This window comes from Gracilimonas amylolytica, from assembly GCF_002911695.1.
Lineage (GTDB): Bacteria > Bacteroidota > Rhodothermia > Balneolales > Balneolaceae > Gracilimonas > Gracilimonas amylolytica.
On sequence record NZ_PQBS01000034.1, the window covers coordinates 629 to 18,899 of the forward strand.

14 protein-coding genes and 1 tRNA gene are annotated in these 18,271 nt (G+C 38.8%); 14 read left to right on the forward strand and 1 reads right to left on the reverse strand.

What is annotated here, in order from left to right:
* Positions 1-196: 196 nt before the first annotated feature.
* On the forward strand, positions 197-676 hold the full coding sequence (locus C3B73_RS07500; protein WP_103664984.1) for a DinB family protein: 480 nt from the start codon (positions 197-199) through the stop codon (positions 674-676).
* 10 nt (positions 677-686) lie between these two features.
* Here C3B73_RS07500 and C3B73_RS07505 read toward each other — a convergent pair whose 3' ends face one another.
* Positions 687-1,448, reverse strand: coding sequence for a dimethylarginine dimethylaminohydrolase family protein (locus C3B73_RS07505; protein WP_103664985.1), 762 nt, complete (start codon positions 1,446-1,448; stop codon positions 687-689).
* Between the two features lie 106 nt (positions 1,449-1,554).
* Between C3B73_RS07505 and truA the strand changes: the two genes are divergently transcribed.
* From truA to C3B73_RS07570, 13 genes are all read left to right on the forward strand, one after another.
* Positions 1,555-2,289 (forward strand): tRNA pseudouridine(38-40) synthase TruA, encoded by a 735-nt coding sequence (gene truA, locus C3B73_RS07510; RefSeq protein WP_103664986.1) that lies wholly within the window; start codon positions 1,555-1,557, stop codon positions 2,287-2,289.
* A gap of 72 nt (positions 2,290-2,361) precedes the next feature.
* Positions 2,362-2,433 (forward strand) — tRNA-Asn (locus C3B73_RS07515).
* 391 nt (positions 2,434-2,824) lie between these two features.
* A complete protein-coding gene (locus C3B73_RS07520) occupies positions 2,825-3,169 on the forward strand; it encodes a hypothetical protein (protein WP_103664987.1) in 345 nt (114 codons plus the stop codon).
* A gap of 251 nt (positions 3,170-3,420) precedes the next feature.
* Complete coding sequence (locus C3B73_RS07525; RefSeq protein WP_157939446.1) at positions 3,421-5,268, forward strand: DUF2779 domain-containing protein; 1,848 nt, start codon at positions 3,421-3,423, stop codon at positions 5,266-5,268.
* A 17-nt stretch (positions 5,269-5,285) separates the two neighbouring features.
* Positions 5,286-5,999, forward strand: coding sequence for a hypothetical protein (locus C3B73_RS07530; RefSeq protein WP_103664989.1), 714 nt, complete (start codon positions 5,286-5,288; stop codon positions 5,997-5,999).
* 1 nt (position 6,000) lies between these two features.
* The gene (locus tag C3B73_RS07535) at positions 6,001-6,456 is read left to right on the forward strand and encodes a GIY-YIG nuclease family protein (RefSeq protein ID WP_103664990.1); all 456 of its coding nucleotides are present in this window, start codon (positions 6,001-6,003) and stop codon (positions 6,454-6,456) included.
* A 110-nt stretch (positions 6,457-6,566) separates the two neighbouring features.
* On the forward strand, positions 6,567-9,884 hold the full coding sequence (locus tag C3B73_RS07540; protein ID WP_103664991.1) for a helicase-related protein: 3,318 nt from the start codon (positions 6,567-6,569) through the stop codon (positions 9,882-9,884).
* Between the two features lie 12 nt (positions 9,885-9,896).
* A complete protein-coding gene (locus C3B73_RS07545; RefSeq protein WP_103664992.1) occupies positions 9,897-13,301 on the forward strand; it encodes an Eco57I restriction-modification methylase domain-containing protein in 3,405 nt (1,134 codons plus the stop codon).
* Between the two features lie 11 nt (positions 13,302-13,312).
* Positions 13,313-14,014 (forward strand): DUF3800 domain-containing protein, encoded by a 702-nt coding sequence (locus C3B73_RS07550; protein WP_198597302.1) that lies wholly within the window; start codon positions 13,313-13,315, stop codon positions 14,012-14,014.
* Positions 14,011-14,514, forward strand: coding sequence for a hypothetical protein (locus tag C3B73_RS07555; RefSeq protein ID WP_198597303.1), 504 nt, complete (start codon positions 14,011-14,013; stop codon positions 14,512-14,514). Before C3B73_RS07550 ends, C3B73_RS07555 begins: the two co-directional genes overlap by 4 nt.
* Positions 14,515-14,658: 144 nt before the next feature.
* Entirely contained in the window at positions 14,659-15,165 is a 507-nt protein-coding gene (locus C3B73_RS07560) for an Hsp70 family protein (RefSeq protein ID WP_103664994.1), read from the forward strand.
* A 12-nt stretch (positions 15,166-15,177) separates the two neighbouring features.
* Entirely contained in the window at positions 15,178-17,100 is a 1,923-nt protein-coding gene (locus C3B73_RS07565; RefSeq protein WP_269801003.1) for an Hsp70 family protein, read from the forward strand.
* Positions 17,101-17,112: 12 nt separating this feature from the next.
* Positions 17,113-18,270 (forward strand): 3'-5' exonuclease, encoded by a 1,158-nt coding sequence (locus C3B73_RS07570; protein WP_103664996.1) that lies wholly within the window; start codon positions 17,113-17,115, stop codon positions 18,268-18,270.
* Position 18,271 lies beyond the last annotated feature (1 nt).

Consider the following 18,271-nt stretch of genomic DNA (forward strand, 5'->3'; position numbering starts at 1 on the left):
AGATCTCCGGGGCTGAAACATGCATTGTTGTTGAAGCATACTCTATAGATTTCTCCGCTCCTTTCGCTCGCCTTTGGGGCTTACTCATTCTGGTCGAAATGACAAGAGGGTAGAGGGTAATCACCAAAACAATCCTTTGAAAGAGACTCGCACAACCCGTATCTATAGGCTCAACCCAATCAGACAGTAAAAATTCATGGAAGTCAATTCACATCGAATCACCCGAGAGCAGATCGTACAGCACCTGGAAGGTGGACAGGCATTTTTAACCATTGAGGAACTGTTGGGGGAAATTCGGTTCGAAGACCTTGGCAAGCGGCCGGCCGGACTGCCATATTCATTTTACGAACAGTTTTTCCATATGCGGGTGGCTCAGTTTGATATGCTGGATTTTACCCGTAATACTTACTATGAACCCAAGGAATGGCCGGATGAATATTGGCCCGTGGAATCGGCTCCGGAATCTGAAAAAGAGTGGGAGTCCTTGAAAAACTCCTACCTGAAAGAACGGAATGAGATGATGAACCTCATCCTTGACGAAACAAACGGTTTGAATAAGCCCCTGCCTCACGGGGAAGGACAAACGCTGCTACATCAGGCGTTGATGCTGCTGCAGCACAATGCATATCATACCGGACAGCTTGCCATTATTTATCGGTTGCTGAACAAAGAATAGCCGTCAGGTTCTAAAACCTCAGTGAGAGACAACTTAAACCGCCATCCAGTTTTTCAAATTCGGTCATTTCGAGTTCTATGATTTTGTAGCCGGCGTCTTTGATCTTTTGTTTGGTCACAGGAAATCCGGCCGGAATAAGAACGGTTCCATTGATCCAGATGCAGTTGGCCGCGTATGACTCATCTGCAGGTACTAAGATCTTATTGAAAGATGAGAAGAGATCAAGATCACCCATCTCATCAGAGACCAGCAGGTTATTATCCTCTAAATAGGAAACCCCGGTTTTAAGGTGAAGAATCTCACCGAGCGGTACCCGGATCACCGAATATCCATATTTTTCCAAGATACTCCGGAATTGACTAATGCCCAATTTGTTGGTGCGATCGGATAAACCCACATAAAATGTACTACCCACCATCATGACATCCCCGCCCTCAAGGGTTGCGGGATCCTTTATGGTTTCTACCCGTTCAAAATGGGAACCGATCACGTCTTCTATGAGCCCTATTTCATCTCTTCTGGATGCCGCCCCCGGTCTGGTGATCACCCCAAGATCATTGGTGCAAACGGCCACATCCTCTACAAAGACTGAATCGGGGAATCGGTTGTCGGCTTCCAATTCAATGACCTCCAGGTCAAGTTGCCTGAGAGCCTCAACATAAAGGGAATGTTGTAATAAAGCCCTGTGGTAATCCGGTTTCCCAAGATCAGCCGTGGTAATTCCTGCTACTAAATTCGGACAGGGTTTGCGGACGATCGCTTTTCTAAACATAAGTTGTTAGCTAAGAATTATCAGAAAATGTGGCTACCTTCAATCTGAACATTTGAAAGCCGGATAGCAAGCTATTTAATTTGAGCAAAATATTTTTTATTGGTTGATGAAAAAGTATAAGCTGACCATAGAATACGACGGGACCGATTTTTCAGGATGGCAGATCCAGCCCAAAGACCGAACCGTTGAAGGGGTGTTGGAGGAAGCATTTTCCAAGGTGCTTCAGCAGGATATCGACCTGATCGGGCAGGGAAGAACAGATGCCGGGGTACACGCCAGGGGACAAGTGGCTGATGTTTTGATCCCAAAGGATAAAGATCTTGAAAAGGTATTACTCGGGGTCAATGGATTGGTAGGTGATGAAATTCAGGTGATGCACTTCGAGGAAGTCCCGGAGCCATTTCATTCTCGGTTCGATGCCATCGGAAGGGAGTATGAATACACGATCACGACCCGCCCCATGCCATTGTTACGACATACCACCTGGGCTTTACGGCAACCGGTTGAGTTAGACATACTTGAGGATTGTGCAGCATTGTTGAACGGTGAATTCGATTTTGCAGGCTTCTCCAAATTCAACGAGGACAACTTTACGACTCTATGTGACATACAGCGATCGTTGTTTGAAACCGAGGGGGAGGTCATTCGATATCGGATCAGAGCCAACCGCTTTTTAAGAAATATGGTACGCCGATTAGTGGGCACCATGGTGCGGGTCGCACAAGGAAAAATGTCGATGGATGACTTTAAAACCGCTCTTGAGAATCCCGATGCTGAGATTCCAACCTATACAGCCCCGGCACGGGGATTAGTGCTTGAAAAAGTTTTCTATAAAAAGTGAAGAAAAGTGTTGAAAGTAGGTGATGAATGTCATTATATTTGTCGCCACTTCAACAAGGGAATTCACTGATATTCCTCGGTAGCTCAGTGGCAGAGCAGTTGACTGTTAATCAATTGGTCGTAGGTTCGAATCCTACCCGGGGAGCATTGCGCAAGCCTTAAACGCTATTTAAATATGCGTTTAAGGCTTTTTTGCTTTTAGGTGGGTACAACAAAGGTATAACACTCCCGATAGCTCCCCAACCGGGTAATCTGAGCCCTTCTGAAAATTTGTCAAAATCGCCCAAAAAATTTTTTCTCACACATGCTCCATTTTTGTGCGTGGATTTTGAATTTCATTCCTTTTCCACAAGATTTTTTAATCAGTAAAAAAGTACGTTCACAAATTTCGATTTTAAGCCCCGATCTCTATCTCACTTAATACTAAGACTTGCTGATCAATGACTTTAAAATTTTACTTCCAGCAATTAGTGAATATCAAAATTTATTGAAGTGGTATATTTAATAACGAAAACACTTACATAATCAATAGACCTATGCATTTAATAAATCGAGCGGCTCTCATTGTCCGACCTAAACAACCCTTCATTGACTGGGCTTCTAACACGGATGAAGAAACAGGAATGTCGGCACAGTTTTTAAAAGATGAATTTCAAATCTATTTGGTGCCCGAAGATCCAAAAGGAGAATCTGAGATTCCTCCGCTGGATAGTGTGTTCGAAGAAATCTTTATGGACCAGTTGTTCGGCTGGAATACCGACGATTCAACCTGGCCGGACCCAATCACTTTAGAATTATTCCATAAGTGGTTTGATGTGCAGGGGAACTCGATGGTGATGGATGTGGGGAATACTTCTATTTATAGGGAGCGGCTGGATTAGGTAACAATAAATTGGATATTTTGCGATTTCTGTGGAATTAACCAGAATTGTTTGGAATAAGTGGAGTTTTCCAGAATTAAGGTGACAGAATCTGTCATAGTCATTGTGTATGTTAAAAGGGCATAGCAATAAATCTGTTTTTCGGAGTGCTAATGGCCAATAATTCATACTTAACCAAGTCTAAATTCACTCACTGCCTCGATTGCCCTACAAAATTGTATTATGCTTCCAATGATGGTTATCCGAGCACAATGGATGACAACGATTTTCTTCAGTCTTTGGCCAAAGGAGGGATTCAGGTGGGTGAACTGGCCAAGATATACTATCCAGGTGGGCGTGATATTGAAACGCTGGATTATGATTTATCTATTGAACAGACCAATGAAGAGCTGGCTAAAGAGAACGCGGTCATCTACGAAGCAGCTATTCGATATCAGAACTGTTTTATAAGAGTTGATGTGCTGGAAAAAGTGGGTAATCGTCTGAACTTGATCGAGGTGAAATCAAAGTCCTGGTCGCCGGATACTGAATTTTTTACCAAACGAAATCCCACTATTCTGAGCAAATGGCAAAAGTATCTGTACGATGTGGCTTTTCAGTACTGGGTGATGAAAAAGGCCTTTCCCGAATATCGAATTGAGCCTTATCTAATGCTTATCGATAAATCTCAGGAGGCTACGATTGATGGGCTTCATCAGCATTTTAAAGTGGTGGATGATCACGGACGGTTCAAAGTAAAAGTAAAGCCGGGAACCACAGCCGGGGATTTGGGAGAGCAAATTCTGAAACCGGTACATGTGGCTGAGGAAGTGCTGTTAATATTAGAAGGAAAAGGTCGCGACCCCCAAAGTGAGTTGGAGGCAAAAGGATTTGATCAGTGGGTGGATGGTTTGGCTAATCATCTTCAGGAAAATAAGAAGTATCGGGTAAGAGTTGGGGAGAAGTGCAAGAATTGTGAGTACCGGATTGATCCTAAATCATTAGGTCATGATGAGAAAAGTGGTTTTCAGGAATGTTGGAGTAAGGCCAAGCAGTGGAAAGAGAAGGATTTTGAGAAGCCTCATGTGTTTGACATCTGGAACGAGCGAAGCATGCAAAAGAAATTCCTGGATAAGGATGTGTACCATATGGAGGAGTTAATTCCCGGAATGTTGCCTGCAAATCCCAATCACCTATATACCCAAACCGAATGGGATAACGATGAACGCAAGACTGTGCAGATTATGAAGCAAACGGGGCATCACGGAGAAGAAGAAGCCGTGTTAGCCGGACTTTTTCACGAAATGGACCAATGGAAATACCCGCTGCATTTTATTGATTTTGAAGCCGTGCTAGCGGCAATTCCTTTTCACAAAGGACTTAAACCATACGACTTTATCCCGTTTCAATTTTCCTGTCACACGATGTATGAAGATGGTTCTGTAGTTCACCGGGCCGATTGGATTGAGGAAACTCCCGGCAAATTGCCATCTATTCCTTTTATTCGAAAACTGAAAGAATGTCTTGAAGGAGATGAGGGCACAGTATTTCGGTATCACAATTTTGAGAATACCGTACTCAATAAGATGAAGGAGTTGATTCAAGCCCGGCAGCCCGATGATGAAAAGGGCTTAATTGATTTCATTGATACATTGGTGAAAGGCGGAGAACGGGAAATGGTCGATCAGTATGAAATGATCAAAAAGTATTATTACTCACGTATTATGGGAGGCTCCAACAGCATCAAGAAAGTGTTGCCTGCAATGCTCACTGAAAGCCCAAAGTTACAGGAAATCTACAGCCAACCATACAGTGGATTATATCTGAAAGAGAAAGTGTTTTATAAGGAAGATCCTGAGACTGGATTGGCCATTAGTCCCTATAAACTCCTGAACTCGGTGGGCTATGGAATTCCAGATTATGAGGAAGGGGATAAAGTCATAGAGCAGGAATCTATATCGGAAGGGGGCTCAGCGATGATGGCCTGGAGTCGCCTGCAATTCGACGATTTAGATGAAACTGCACGACAAGCTGTATTACAATCGCTCTACGAGTATTGCGAGCTGGATACGCTGGCCATGGTGATGATTCATCAGCATTGGAATTATTTGAAATCTTAATTAATAGACCATTTATCATGCCTGAAATAAAAGAGAATGAGATAAGGAACGCCACTATTGATGCCATATACTGGTGGAATAGAAGCGAACATTATTATCATCATTACTTCAGTAAAATTGATGCGATACACAAGAATCCGGATACGTTTAAGTTTTTTGTGCAGAAAATATTTATGACATTTCTTAGTGACTATTCCGTGAGAAGGAATCTTTCCTCAGGAGAGGATTCAGTGTATGAATTTATAGATGGCTTGCTCAAATATAGTTTTATCTCTGAATGTAGAGATGGAAATCTTAAAATAATTGATGAGATAAGTAAAAAACTACACCACAGTAAAGTAACAAAGAATAGTACTGTCTCCTTATTGAGTAAAATTGCATTTCTTATTAACCCATCTTCATATAGCCTATACGATAGTCTATCTAGAAAATCTCTCTATAAGTTGAAGAATAAGGAAAGTCAATTCACACATAGCGATATCCAGGAGTATTCAAGGTTTTTGGAAGAAGTCTTAAATCTAAAAAAGAGAATTATGACTGATGGTCATTCCAAATTCATACAATCGATTCTGCAAGAGTATAAACAAACAAAAGCCTATGAATTTTTTAGGAAGCATGAAACGGCTTTTGAATTAAGAGTTGTGGACAAGATTTTGTGGATTAAGTCGACAGAAAGAGAGATTGATAATTCAGGTTATTTATCACTTTTATTATATAACGAAGGAGAATAGCATGTTTCCAGAATGGAAAAAGTGGGATAATCGAGAGCTATTAGATGGTTTAACGTTTCCTGGAGTATATATTTTGGCCATAACAGACCAAAGTATTGGGGGAAACGAATTTAGTTGGTTAGAGGAAATTGTTTATGTAGGTATGACGAATTCAAAAAAAGGTTTGAAAAGCAGATGGTATCAATTTGACAGAACTATTAGAGGTTATACCGGTCATGGTGGAGCGAAACGGTTTAGATATGATTATTCAGACTATAAAAGTCTGAAATCAAATCTATTTGTATCAGCAAGGTATTTTCAGTGTAATAACAAAATCTATCCACCAAAACCAGAAGACCTAATAATAATGGGGGAGGTTGCAAAATTTGAATACGTATGTATTGCAGAGTATATGAAGCGTTTTGGTAGGCGTCCCAAATACAATGATACAGTGAACTCCCCAAAAGGAAATTACTAAACTGAGAAGCAGAAAATGATTCCATTCTCTTTATGCTGTTATTATATGTGAAAGTCATTGATATTTTTACGATAATCGAGGTACTTAATTTTTAAAAAATAATTTATTTCATGCCTGAAATTTACGATAACATTACTCAGCATTTATATCGGGGCTTAACTGAGACTTTAGAAGATTCTTATCGATCGGACTTTTGTGTTGGTTATTTCAATTTGCGGGGATGGAAACACCTTGAAAAGTACATAGAACAGTTTGAAGGGGGCGATGACTGTTGTCGGTTACTTGTAGGTATGCAACGACCCGAGGAACAGATTTTACGGGAAGCTGTTGGAGTTTTTGAAGAAGAAGTTGTTGATAATAAGAGAGCCAATGAAATAAAAAAGAGTATAGCCAAGTCCTTTCGTAAGCAGCTCACCTTTGGTACACCGACTGATGCAGATGAAGCTGCACTGAGAAAGCTGAAGCATCAGCTTATGGGAGGAAAGGTTAAAGTTAAGCTTTATTTAAAGCATTCTTTACATGCAAAACTATATTTGCTTTATCGACAGGATAAGAAAACACCTTATATAGGATATGTAGGAAGTAGTAACTTAACACTATCTGGATTATCAAAAGGTGGAGAACTTAATGTTGATGTAGTTGAGCAGGATGCAGCTAAAAAACTGGTTAAGTGGTTCGAAGATCGCTGGGAAGATCGGCTATGTATAGATATATCAGAAGAGCTTATAGAGATTCTTGAAGAAAGCTGGGCCGGTGAAGAGCTTACTCCTCCATACCACATCTATTTAAAGGTGGCCTATCATTTATCCCAAGAAGCAAGAAGTGGGATAGATAATTATATGGTGCCAAAAGCTCTAAAGGAGATTTTGATGCCATTTCAAGAAAATGCTGTAAGTGTTGCGGCACGTCACTTAGACAAAAGAGGTGGTGTGCTAATTGGAGACGTAGTAGGATTGGGGAAAACATTGACCGCAACGGCTGTAGCAAAACTTTTTGAAGAAACTTTTTTCACTGAAGTCCTCATAATTTGCCCCAAAAACCTCGTTGAAATGTGGAGGGATTACGTCCATACTTATCAACTAAGAGGTCGGGTTCAGAGTATATCGATGGTTCGGGAAGATTTTGTGGAAAAGACTCGGCGTTATCGTGTGGTTATTATTGATGAGAGCCATAACCTTAGAAATCGGGAGTCGAAGCGTTATGGTTATGTGAAAGAGTATCTCGAAAGAAATGAAAGTCGCGTAATTCTGCTCACGGCAACTCCGTATAACAAGAGTTATATGGATATCTCAAATCAACTGAGATTATTCCTAACACAGGATCAGGATTTAGGTGTCTCACCGGAAAAATTTATTGAGCAGGTTGGTGGACCCGTTGAGTTTGTCGCCAATTACCAATACTCACCAAATACCATTTTAGCCTTTGAGAAAAGTGATATTGCTGAAGATTGGCAGGAATTGTTAAAATTGTATATGGTTCGGCGTACACGGACATTCATTAAAGAAAATTATGCGCATTGGGATGAAAAAAAAGAACAACATTTTATAGAGTTTAGTGATGGTACCCGTAACTACTTCCCAAAGCGTCTTCCTAAGAAAGTAGAATACAGTTTTGATGAAAATGATCCTACCGATCAGTACGTAAAACTATATTCTGATTTTGTTGTTGACTCCATAAATGGACTTCATTTAGCACGTTACGGCCTCGGTAATTATATTGATCCTACAAAAGCAGATCAGGCAGATAAGGATGATGTGGATATTCTTGATAACCTTTCTCAGGCAGGAAAACGCCTGATGGGTTTTTGTCGGACAAATCTTTTTAAAAGATTAGAGAGTAGCGGATTTTCCTTTTTAATTTCTTTGGCAAGACATGTTCAAAGGAACTACCTATTTATTCACGCTATTGAAAATGATTTACCACTACCGATTGGAAGAAAAGAAACGGCTAGTCTTGAAGATTTTATTGATGAAAAGTTACCTGAGGAAGATGATCTGACTATCAAGATAACGACGGATAAAAAGGAGTACGAAGAACAGGGAGAAAGAGAGTATAAGCAAAGTGAAAAGGATGCTCATAAATACAAATGGATATCAGCAGAATATTTTGATGAGAGCTTAAAAGGTGAGCTCATAGAAGATGCCGAAGCCATACTAGAGATCATTAAATTGACAAAAGATTGGAATCCTGAGACCGATAAGCAGTTAAATGCGCTATACGATCTGATTGAAAATGAACATGGAAATGAGAAGCTAATCATTTTTACTCAGTTTACAGATACGGCTCACTATCTGTACAATCAGCTTAATGAGAGAGGAGTTAAAGACATTGCAATGGTATCAGGGGATTCAAAGAATCCAACGGAGTTAGCCCAACGATTTAGTCCCATTAGTAATAATAAGGAAGTTCAAAATGAACTTAGAGTTTTGATTTCTACCGATGTACTTAGTGAGGGCCAAAACCTTCAGGATTCCCATATAGTCGTGAACTTTGACCTACCCTGGGCACTCATTCGGCTTATTCAAAGAGCGGGACGTGTGGACCGCATTGGTCAGAAGTCAGAAAATATTTACTGTTATTCGTTTCTTCCACAAGATGGATTAAATGATATAATCAGATTACGGGATCGGCTTCAAAACCGTATCGAGCAAAATGCTGAAGTGGTTGGAGCTGATGAGACCTTCTTTGAAGGAGATCCGGTCAATATTGAAGATCTTTATAATGAAAGAGCCGGAATTTTTGATGAGGATGAAGGTGAGGTAGATCTTACTTCTCAAGCATATGAGATTTGGCAAAGAGCTATTGAAGAGCAACCTTCTTTAAAAAAGACGATACCAGAACTCCCGGATGTAACCTATTCAACTAAGGAGTCTGAAGCTGATCCTTTAAATAAAAATTCAGTTATCTCTTACCACAAAAACTCGAATGGTTTTGAAGTGTTAACATGGCTGGATGATAAGAAAAAAGTCATCTCTCAAAGTCAGGCTAAAATTCTTAAAGTTTTAGAATGCGAACCGAAGACTGAAGCTCTTGAGAAAATTGAAGGGCATCATGAGTTAGTGGCTCATTCAGTTGCGATTGGAGAAAAAGAGGCCAAGCAAGCCGGAGGGCAGCTTGGAAGTAAATCCAGTGCCAGATATAAAGTCTATCAGATTTTAAATAGACATTATAATGAAGTGCAGAATACTCTTTTTGATGTTCAGGAGCTCAAAAAAACCATTGATGATATTTACAAATATCCTCTTCGTGAACGAGCCAGAGATATAATAAATAAAAGAATTAGACTTGGAGTTACGGACGAAGACATGGCAACCCTTTGTATGCAGCTTAGGGATGAAAGCAGACTGTGTATCATAGATCCGAATGAAGACGCTAAATCAAAAGATCCTCAAATTATTTGCTCCATGGGGCTTAAAATAAATCAGTAGTGAAGTATATACATGAAGAAATCTACTTTTAAGAACTACATTCAAAATTTTCAATTTCAGGAACTGTTTATTGATTTGGGGTGGAATCATATCAATCGGGAACCGCACCCCGTCCGAGTGGGTGAAGAATTGTTTCAGCTTAAACCGATCACAGAGAAAGAAGGCTTCCATATTCTGCTTTGTACTCCTAATGAAGAGGGAGAGATTCCAGCATATGCGGTTCGAAAAAAACTGGAAACTCGGGTAACTAAGCTTTACCGGGAACATTTAATCATTTTTGTAAATCAGGCAGGAACAGAGCAGCTCTGGCAATGGATGATCCGTAAACCGAATCAGCCTGCTCGTATATCTGATACCCGATGGATTAAAGGCCAATCACCGGAATTACTATATCAAAAGGCCTCAGGGTTGTTTTTTTCGCTGGATGAAGAGGATGAGATTACGATTGTTGATGTAAAGGAACGTGTAGCTAAGAACTTTGATAAGAACAATGAGAAGGTTACCAAAAAGTTCTACACCAAGTTCAAAAAGCAGCATAATAAGTTCCTGAAATTTATTAATGGTATTGAAAAGAAGACAGACCGGGACTGGTATGCATCACTGATGCTGAACCGTCTTATGTTTTGCTACTTTATTCAGAAGAAAGGTTTCCTGGATGGTGATTTTAACTACCTGCAGAATAAGCTGAAAGCATGTCAGGAGAGAAAAGGGGAAGACGAGTTTTATAATTTTTACAGGGATTTTTTGCTTGCCTTATTTCATGAAGGTTTGGGAGCTCCCGTTCAATCTGTGTCTACTGAAATTGATTTGGGGAATATCCCATATCTGAATGGCGGTTTATTTGATGAACACGACCTGGAGCGCAGCTACGATATTCATATTGATGATGACGCTTTTGAAAGCATTTTTAATTTCTTCGATAAGTGGGAATGGCATCTGGATACAAGTCACGGTGCTACCGGAAAAGAGATCAACCCGGATGTCATTGGATATATTTTTGAGAAGTATATCAATGACCGGGCCGATATGGGAGCTTATTATACCAAAGAGGATATCACCGATTACATCAGCAAGAACAGCATATTGCCGTATCTGATTGATGAAACGGAGCGACATTATGATACGGCCTTCAACACGGACGGACCGATCTGGGAAATGCTAAAGAATAGCGGTGACAAATACATTTACGATGCGGTTAAACACGGCCTTCCCAAAGATGAAGAGAATGAAGAGGTGCTAAACTGGAAACACGTAGATAACTGGTGGGAAAGTCCGGTTTTTGAGGATCTTGATGACGACCTCAAAGCAGGTCTGAATCCCAATCAGGAAGATTTGGTGGACATACGGGAGGCTTGGAATACTTCTGCTCCTGAAGAAGTGGCCTTGCCAACTGAAATTTGGCGGGAAGTGATTGAACGCCGAAAACGATATGTGGAAGTCCGGCAGGCCATTGAAAATGGAGAAATTACAAAGATCAATGACCTGATTACCTACAATTTGGATATCCGGCAGTTCGTACAGGATGTGGTGGAAAATATCGATGACCAAAAGTTTATCCTGCATTTCTACAAGTCGATGGCCGGAGATGGGAAAAGTCGAAATCCTGTTTCTATTTTAGATCCAACTTGTGGCTCCGGGGCTTTTCTGTTTGCGGGATTAAATATCCTGGAGCCTTTGTATGAAACCTGCCTGCTTCGTATGCGGTCTTATATTGCCGAGGAAGATCACCTGAATGCCGAAGATGAATCTAAGTTCCGTAATCAGTACATATTTTTCCGGGAAGTGCTGGAAGAGGTACAAAGCGATTACCACCCAAATCAAGAATACTTCATTTATAAAAGCATCATTCTCCGCAATTTGTATGGGGTAGATATCATGCGGGAGGCGGTGGAAATAGCCAAACTCCGTCTGTTTTTGAAAATGGTGGCCACGGTAGATGTGGATACTTCGAAAGAGAACTTAGGACTGGAGCCGCTGCCCGATATTGATTTTAACATTCGTGCAGGAAATACATTGGTTGGTATAGGAACAGAGGAGGAGATTAAAAGGATTTATGTTGAATACTTGGACTTTGCTGAGACCAAAGAGCATATTGATGAACACTGTGAAATGGTTGCTGGAGCATTTGATCATTACAAACAAATTCAGCTTACCTATGGAGAGGATTTTGAAAGCTTTAAACAAGCCAAGAAAGATTTAGCTGAACGATTGGCCGACTTACGGGGTAAATTGGATGAAATGCTGAAAAAGCGACACTACCCAGGTAAAGATTTAGAAGAGTGGAAAGAGAGTCATCAACCGTTTCACTGGTATGCGGAGTTTTATGATATCATTCATGAACGTGGTGGATTTGATGTGATAATTGGCAATCCTCCATATGTATCATACAATAAGATTAAGAAAAAATATAAAGTTTATGACGTAGAGACTATTGATACTAAAGACCTATTTGCATTTATAATGGAAAGGTCTCTAAATATTTCAAATAGGAAATCAATGTTTGGTTTTATTGTTCCATTGAGTTGTTTTACAGTTGATGGTTTTAGTCCAATTCAGAACTTTATATTTAAAAAGAGTAAGCAATTATACATTTCTAATTGGTCTGGTGATGCACATCCATCAAAATTATTTGAGGGTGTAAATAAGAGATTACAAATAGTGATAGGAGGAAGAAATAAAAAATATAATAATAAAATTTACTCAAGCGACTACATAAAATGGTATTCAGAGGAGAGACAATTTTTATTTAATAAAAGAGTCAATTATAAGCAGATTGACCTGCCAAATGATACATACTTCAATACATCCATTCCAAAAGTATCTTCTGAGATTGATTTAAATATTATTAATAAGATCAAAAAATTTAAAAGTATTGAGGAAATAACTAGTAAAAAGAGTGGTAAAAACATACTCTATTATACACGTAAAGTATCATTTTTTCTCCAATTTCTAGACTTTATACCAACAGTACAAGATCATGAAGGAAACATAAGGGAACCTTCAGAACTTAAGGAGCTTAGATTCCAGGGGGTTGATGAAAGAGATGTCACAATAGCTAGTTTATCATCATCCTTATTCTATCTCTATTATATACAAAACTCTGATTGCAGGAATCTAAATAAAAGAGAAATTACTTCTTTTAGAGTTCCTCAAAAATTATCAAATCAGGAAAAAATTCACTTTTTGGTAGACAAACTGATGAGTAGTTACAAAAAAAACTCATCCTTAAGAACTGTAACCTATAAAAATGTGGGTGAAGTAAGTGTTCAGTATTTTAATTTTAGGCCATCAAAAAAAATTATTGATGACATCGACAAGACTCTTAGTGAAAAATATGGTTTTTCTGAAGAAGAACTTGATTATATCATAAACTACGACATCAAATACCGAATGGGCTCGGAGTTGGAGGATGAGTGATGAGCAGACCAATGTTTAACATCTATTGTGATGAGAGCTGCCACTTAGAAAATGACCATATATCGGTGATGATACTCGGTGCCTTGTGGTTTCCTATCAATAAAAAAGAGGAAATATTTCAACGGTTGAAAGAGATCAAACAGGTACATGGCTTGCCTGCTCATTTTGAGATAAAATGGAATAAAGTCTCGCCCGCCAAAAGCCGATTCTACTTAGATCTGGTGGATTATTTCTTCGATGATGATGATCTGCATTATCGAGCACTTATTGTACCGGATAAAAACGAATTGGACCACGATCGCTATGATCAGGATCATGATGATTTTTACTACAAAATGTATTTTGATCTGTTAAAAGTAATCTTAGATCCAGAATCAGGCTATAATATCTATTTGGATATTAAAGATACCTTGGGGTGGGAGAAGGTGGAAAAATTATCTGAAGTACTTCAAAATAACCATTATGATTATTCAAGGGAGATTGTTCAAAAAGTACAACAGGTCCATTCAGATAAAGTTATACCCCTGCAATTAGCGGATCTCTTAACGGGAGCCATAGGTTATCATAATCGTGGATTAAAGGATAATCAAGGCAAAGTTGATTTAGTAAACAGGATTATAAAACGAAGCGGATATAATCTGACACAAACTACTTTATTAAGAGAAACTAAATTCAATCTGTTCCGCTGGAAGGCAAACTACTACGACGGATGATGGAGATTGATATACCGGACCTTATTGAATTCAATGATCATGGAAATCATTGGCCAACTTATATAGATGCTGTGTATGAAGTTTTTAAAAACGATTTCGTGCGGACTAAGCCATTTTTTAGAGGAAAAAGGTTAGGCCTAAAAAGGCATCCAGAGATAGATAATAGAGAATACACGTTTTATCATATGACACATAAAGGGGCTGATGAGCAAAATCGAATTCCCGATTTACGAAGGTGTGAAAGAATACCATGGGGGAAACCAACTATTGAAAAGTGTGATGAGTGGGAGCTGAAAGTCTGGGAGCAGAAAAGAAAAGGAGAAACAAGGATTTGTATCTGGCTAGAATTAGATGATGAACCAGATTATATAGTGATATTAAATGAACGGAAAGGCTATTTGTTACCCTGGACAGCCTTTGTTTTAGAGTATGAGCACGAAAGAAAAAAGAAACAAAGAGAATATGAAAGGTGGCTTAAAAAAGCTGGAGGCGCCCGATAAATATCGCGACGCCTCCGTAACTGTTTTGACACATGGTCAATCAGATGAAATAAATATACAAAAAAATTTCGTATGAAAGAATTGGTAAATGGAAGCGGTTCCAAGAATCATTCTAAGGAAGAAATATAAATGAAATAAGTTAAGATGAGTACAGATTTAACCATTAAAAGTTTATTACCAAGAGTGGCGTCTGAACAGCTTTCAGAGCGAATAGAAAATATTCGCAACAAAACGTTTGTTGGTATAGATTTTGGAACTTCAACAACGGTAGTAAGTATTGCCTCATTTCAGGATGATGGAACTCCCTTTTCTGTAAAAGCCATAGATATTAATCAGAAATTAGCAGACGGAGCTATCCATTCCTCATATAAAGTACCATCCGTAATTGCCTGGTATAAAAACAACGTGATCATAGGAGAGGGAGCTAAGAAACTGAAGTACAAGCTTCGTTACGGTAAAAATCTGTGGCATTCCTTTAAGATGGAGCTTGGGGAAGATGTTGGAAGTAAATATCCGGCAAGTGAGTTAGGTAAAGATCATGAAGTGATTACCATCCTTAATCCGGTAGATGCCACGAAATTATTTTTCCGTTATCTAAAAGCCCAGATTCAAAGGCATATCAAAGATCATAATTTAGCGGATAACATATAATATGCTATAAGTATTCCGGCTTCTTTTGAGGCCAATCAACGAAGAGATCTGCTCGAGGCCATTGAGAGCAATGGGATGATGGTAAGCAAACAATCGTTGATTGATGAGCCGAATGCCGCATTTTTAAGCTATATACTTAATTCGGAATCAGGTAAATCCACACTTCAAATACCGGATCATTATCAGCCAAACGTATTGGTGTTCGATTTTGGCGCCGGAACCTGTGACATCTCGATTCTAGAAGTCGGAAAAGACAATCATGGAATGTATTCGAAAAACATTGCGATCTCAAAATTTGAGAAACTTGGTGGAGACAATATTGACAAATTAATTGCAGTTGATGTTTTGTTACCGCAATTGTTGTCAGGAAGTGGTTTTGCAGCCGATGATTTCCTAACGAGGGAAATGAATGAACACATTATACCAAGTTTGATGCCTTCAGCTGAAAGACTCAAAATTCAAATCAGTGAAGCCGTTAAGCTTCAGTTAGACGCAAGATCATTACCAGATGTAGCAAATTCTGAAGAGGTTATTTCAATCGGAAAGCCGGTTAGTATAGACACAACAAAAGGGAATTTATCGATCGAAGAGCCAACACTCACTTTTAAGGAATTTGCTAAGATCAATAATGTATTTACAAATCAAAATACCAACTTACCCGCAAAAAGGGTTGAAGGTGAATTAGAGTTTCCAACTGTATTTATGCCCATTAAGTCAGCTCTTAAGAAAGCAAACAGAACTAAAAATGATATCGATTTTGTGTTGTTCATAGGCGGGAGTTCGAAGAACCCGTTTATTCAAAATTCGGTATCAAGCTACTTTAATGAATCAAATATTTTGGTTCCTGATGACTTGCAAGCACATGTATCCGTAGGTGCAGCAATTCATTCGTTGGTTTTTAATGGGTTTGATAAGAATATTATAAGTCCTATTACCAGTGAGGCAGTGATGTTGATCACAAAAGATGGTTACCACGAGCGAATTGAACCTATTGTTAGTGCCGGTACAGTGATGCCATCGGATGTTATAGTAATAGATAATTTGTCACCACAAAGAGATGGCCAGGAAGTTATTGAACTTCCTATTTGTGTTGGAAGCAATGATAAAATTCTCCACAACATAAAGATTCATAAACCGGATGGAGGGTTTTCAACGTTAGACAAAGTGAAGTTAGAATTAGAGATAAATTCTGATAAAGTATTACTGATAAGGGCGACTGCCGGTACTCAAAAGGTAATGGCGGAACCTATGCAACCATTCTCCAATTCAGCATTAAGTACGAAAGAGAGGATACAGAAAAGGGCCGAAAGAGACTTCAATTTGGAATGCGAAAAAAATGGGGGTGAGCCAACCTATGAAGATCTGTTGAATCTATACAATGCGTATGTGAAAGTTGGACATGCATTTAAAGCTGCTGAAACTATGGAACAGATTGAGCAGCAATTTCCGGGTAGAGGTAACTTAAATAATATCGGCCTCTATTATAGTCAGGCCGGTAAAAAGAAAAAAGCTATTGATTTCTATGAAAAAGGATTGGAAAAACAACCGAATGCCACTATAGCTTTTAATTTAGCCAGTGAGTATAAATTTTCTGATAGAAAGAAGTACAAAGAATATTTAGAGAAAGCACATGAAATAGATCCTGAAGATAATGTTGCCAATTATAATCTTGCAAAAGAATATAAATCAGAAGGCAAAACCGAGGAAGCAGATCAGCTATTCAAAAAAGCATTTGATAATTGGAAAGAGAAGTTTGACACAAATCAAATGAATGAATGGGATTATTCTTGGTTTGCCTCTTGTGCGCAAGAAATGGGAAAAAGAGATTATGCTCAACATATTCTGGATTCTAAGCCGCAAAATAGGTTTGAGGGAGCTTATAACGAAGAAAATTTAACAGAAATCACCCGCCAAGAGGGATTACAAAAGCAGTAGAGGTACAATAATATGTCACAATGGATGGTAAGATATGATCAGCTTGATGATGATCAAAAAGACTTTGTTGATAAAGAAATAGATAAACAGGGAAACGTATGGGTGCAGGGATTTGCGGGAAGTGGTAAATCGGTAATGTTGGTTCATGCTCTGATCAAAAAGCTAAAAGAAAATCCTAATATAAAAGCATGTGTAGTAGTCTATACCCATTCTCTAATTGACATGTTCAATAAAGGTATTTCTGAGATCGATCCCAATAATGAAATGGGGTTATCCAGAATCCCAGTGATGACCTACCATCAATTTAGAAGAGGTAGTCAACACTATGATTACATTTTTTGTGATGAGGTTCAGGATTTACCGGAAGATGTATTAACTGAAATGAGAAATAGATGTAATCATTTGCACGTAGCCGGGGATTCGAATCAATCGATCTATGATCATGGGATATCTCCAGATAGAATTGGTACAGTTACATCAGCGAGGCCATTTATCTTAAATAGAGTATATAGACTCACTCGATCAATTATGGCTGCAGTGTCAAGTTTGTTGCCTAATATGGATATTTTTGGATCAAGAAGAGATATGACTAAACGAGATGTTCAAATTCGTTTAGGTAAAGCCTATGATAAGGAAGAGGAAGTAAAGTATGTATGGGAACAAGGTTTTGAGGCTGCGTCCGAGGGCTATTCAGCAGCAGTTCTATTACCAACACATGACGATATTTTCGAGTTTGTTAATCTACTGCTTAGGGTAAATGGAAAACCAGAATGGGAATTGAAGGAAAATAAATGGGGTAAACCAGACTATGGTGATTTAAACCGCCACTTCCGGAATAACAACATAAAAGCAGAATATGTAGGGAATAGCTACGGATCATTCCAAAATGCCTCAAAGAATAGGAATCTGATCATTATGACCTATCACAGCGCTAAAGGAATGGATTTTGATAATGTCTTTTTGCCTTTTATGTCTAGTACTACTTACATCAGACCAGAGAATCAGAAAACCTTGTTTATGGTTGCAATGACAAGAAGTAAAATGAACCTATATATTACATACTCAGATTACTTACATCCATTAGTAGAGAATTTTGAATCAACCTGTCAGCGTATTTCTTTGGATAATAATAGTAACAATGAACTTGACGATTTAGATTTCGGATTTTAAT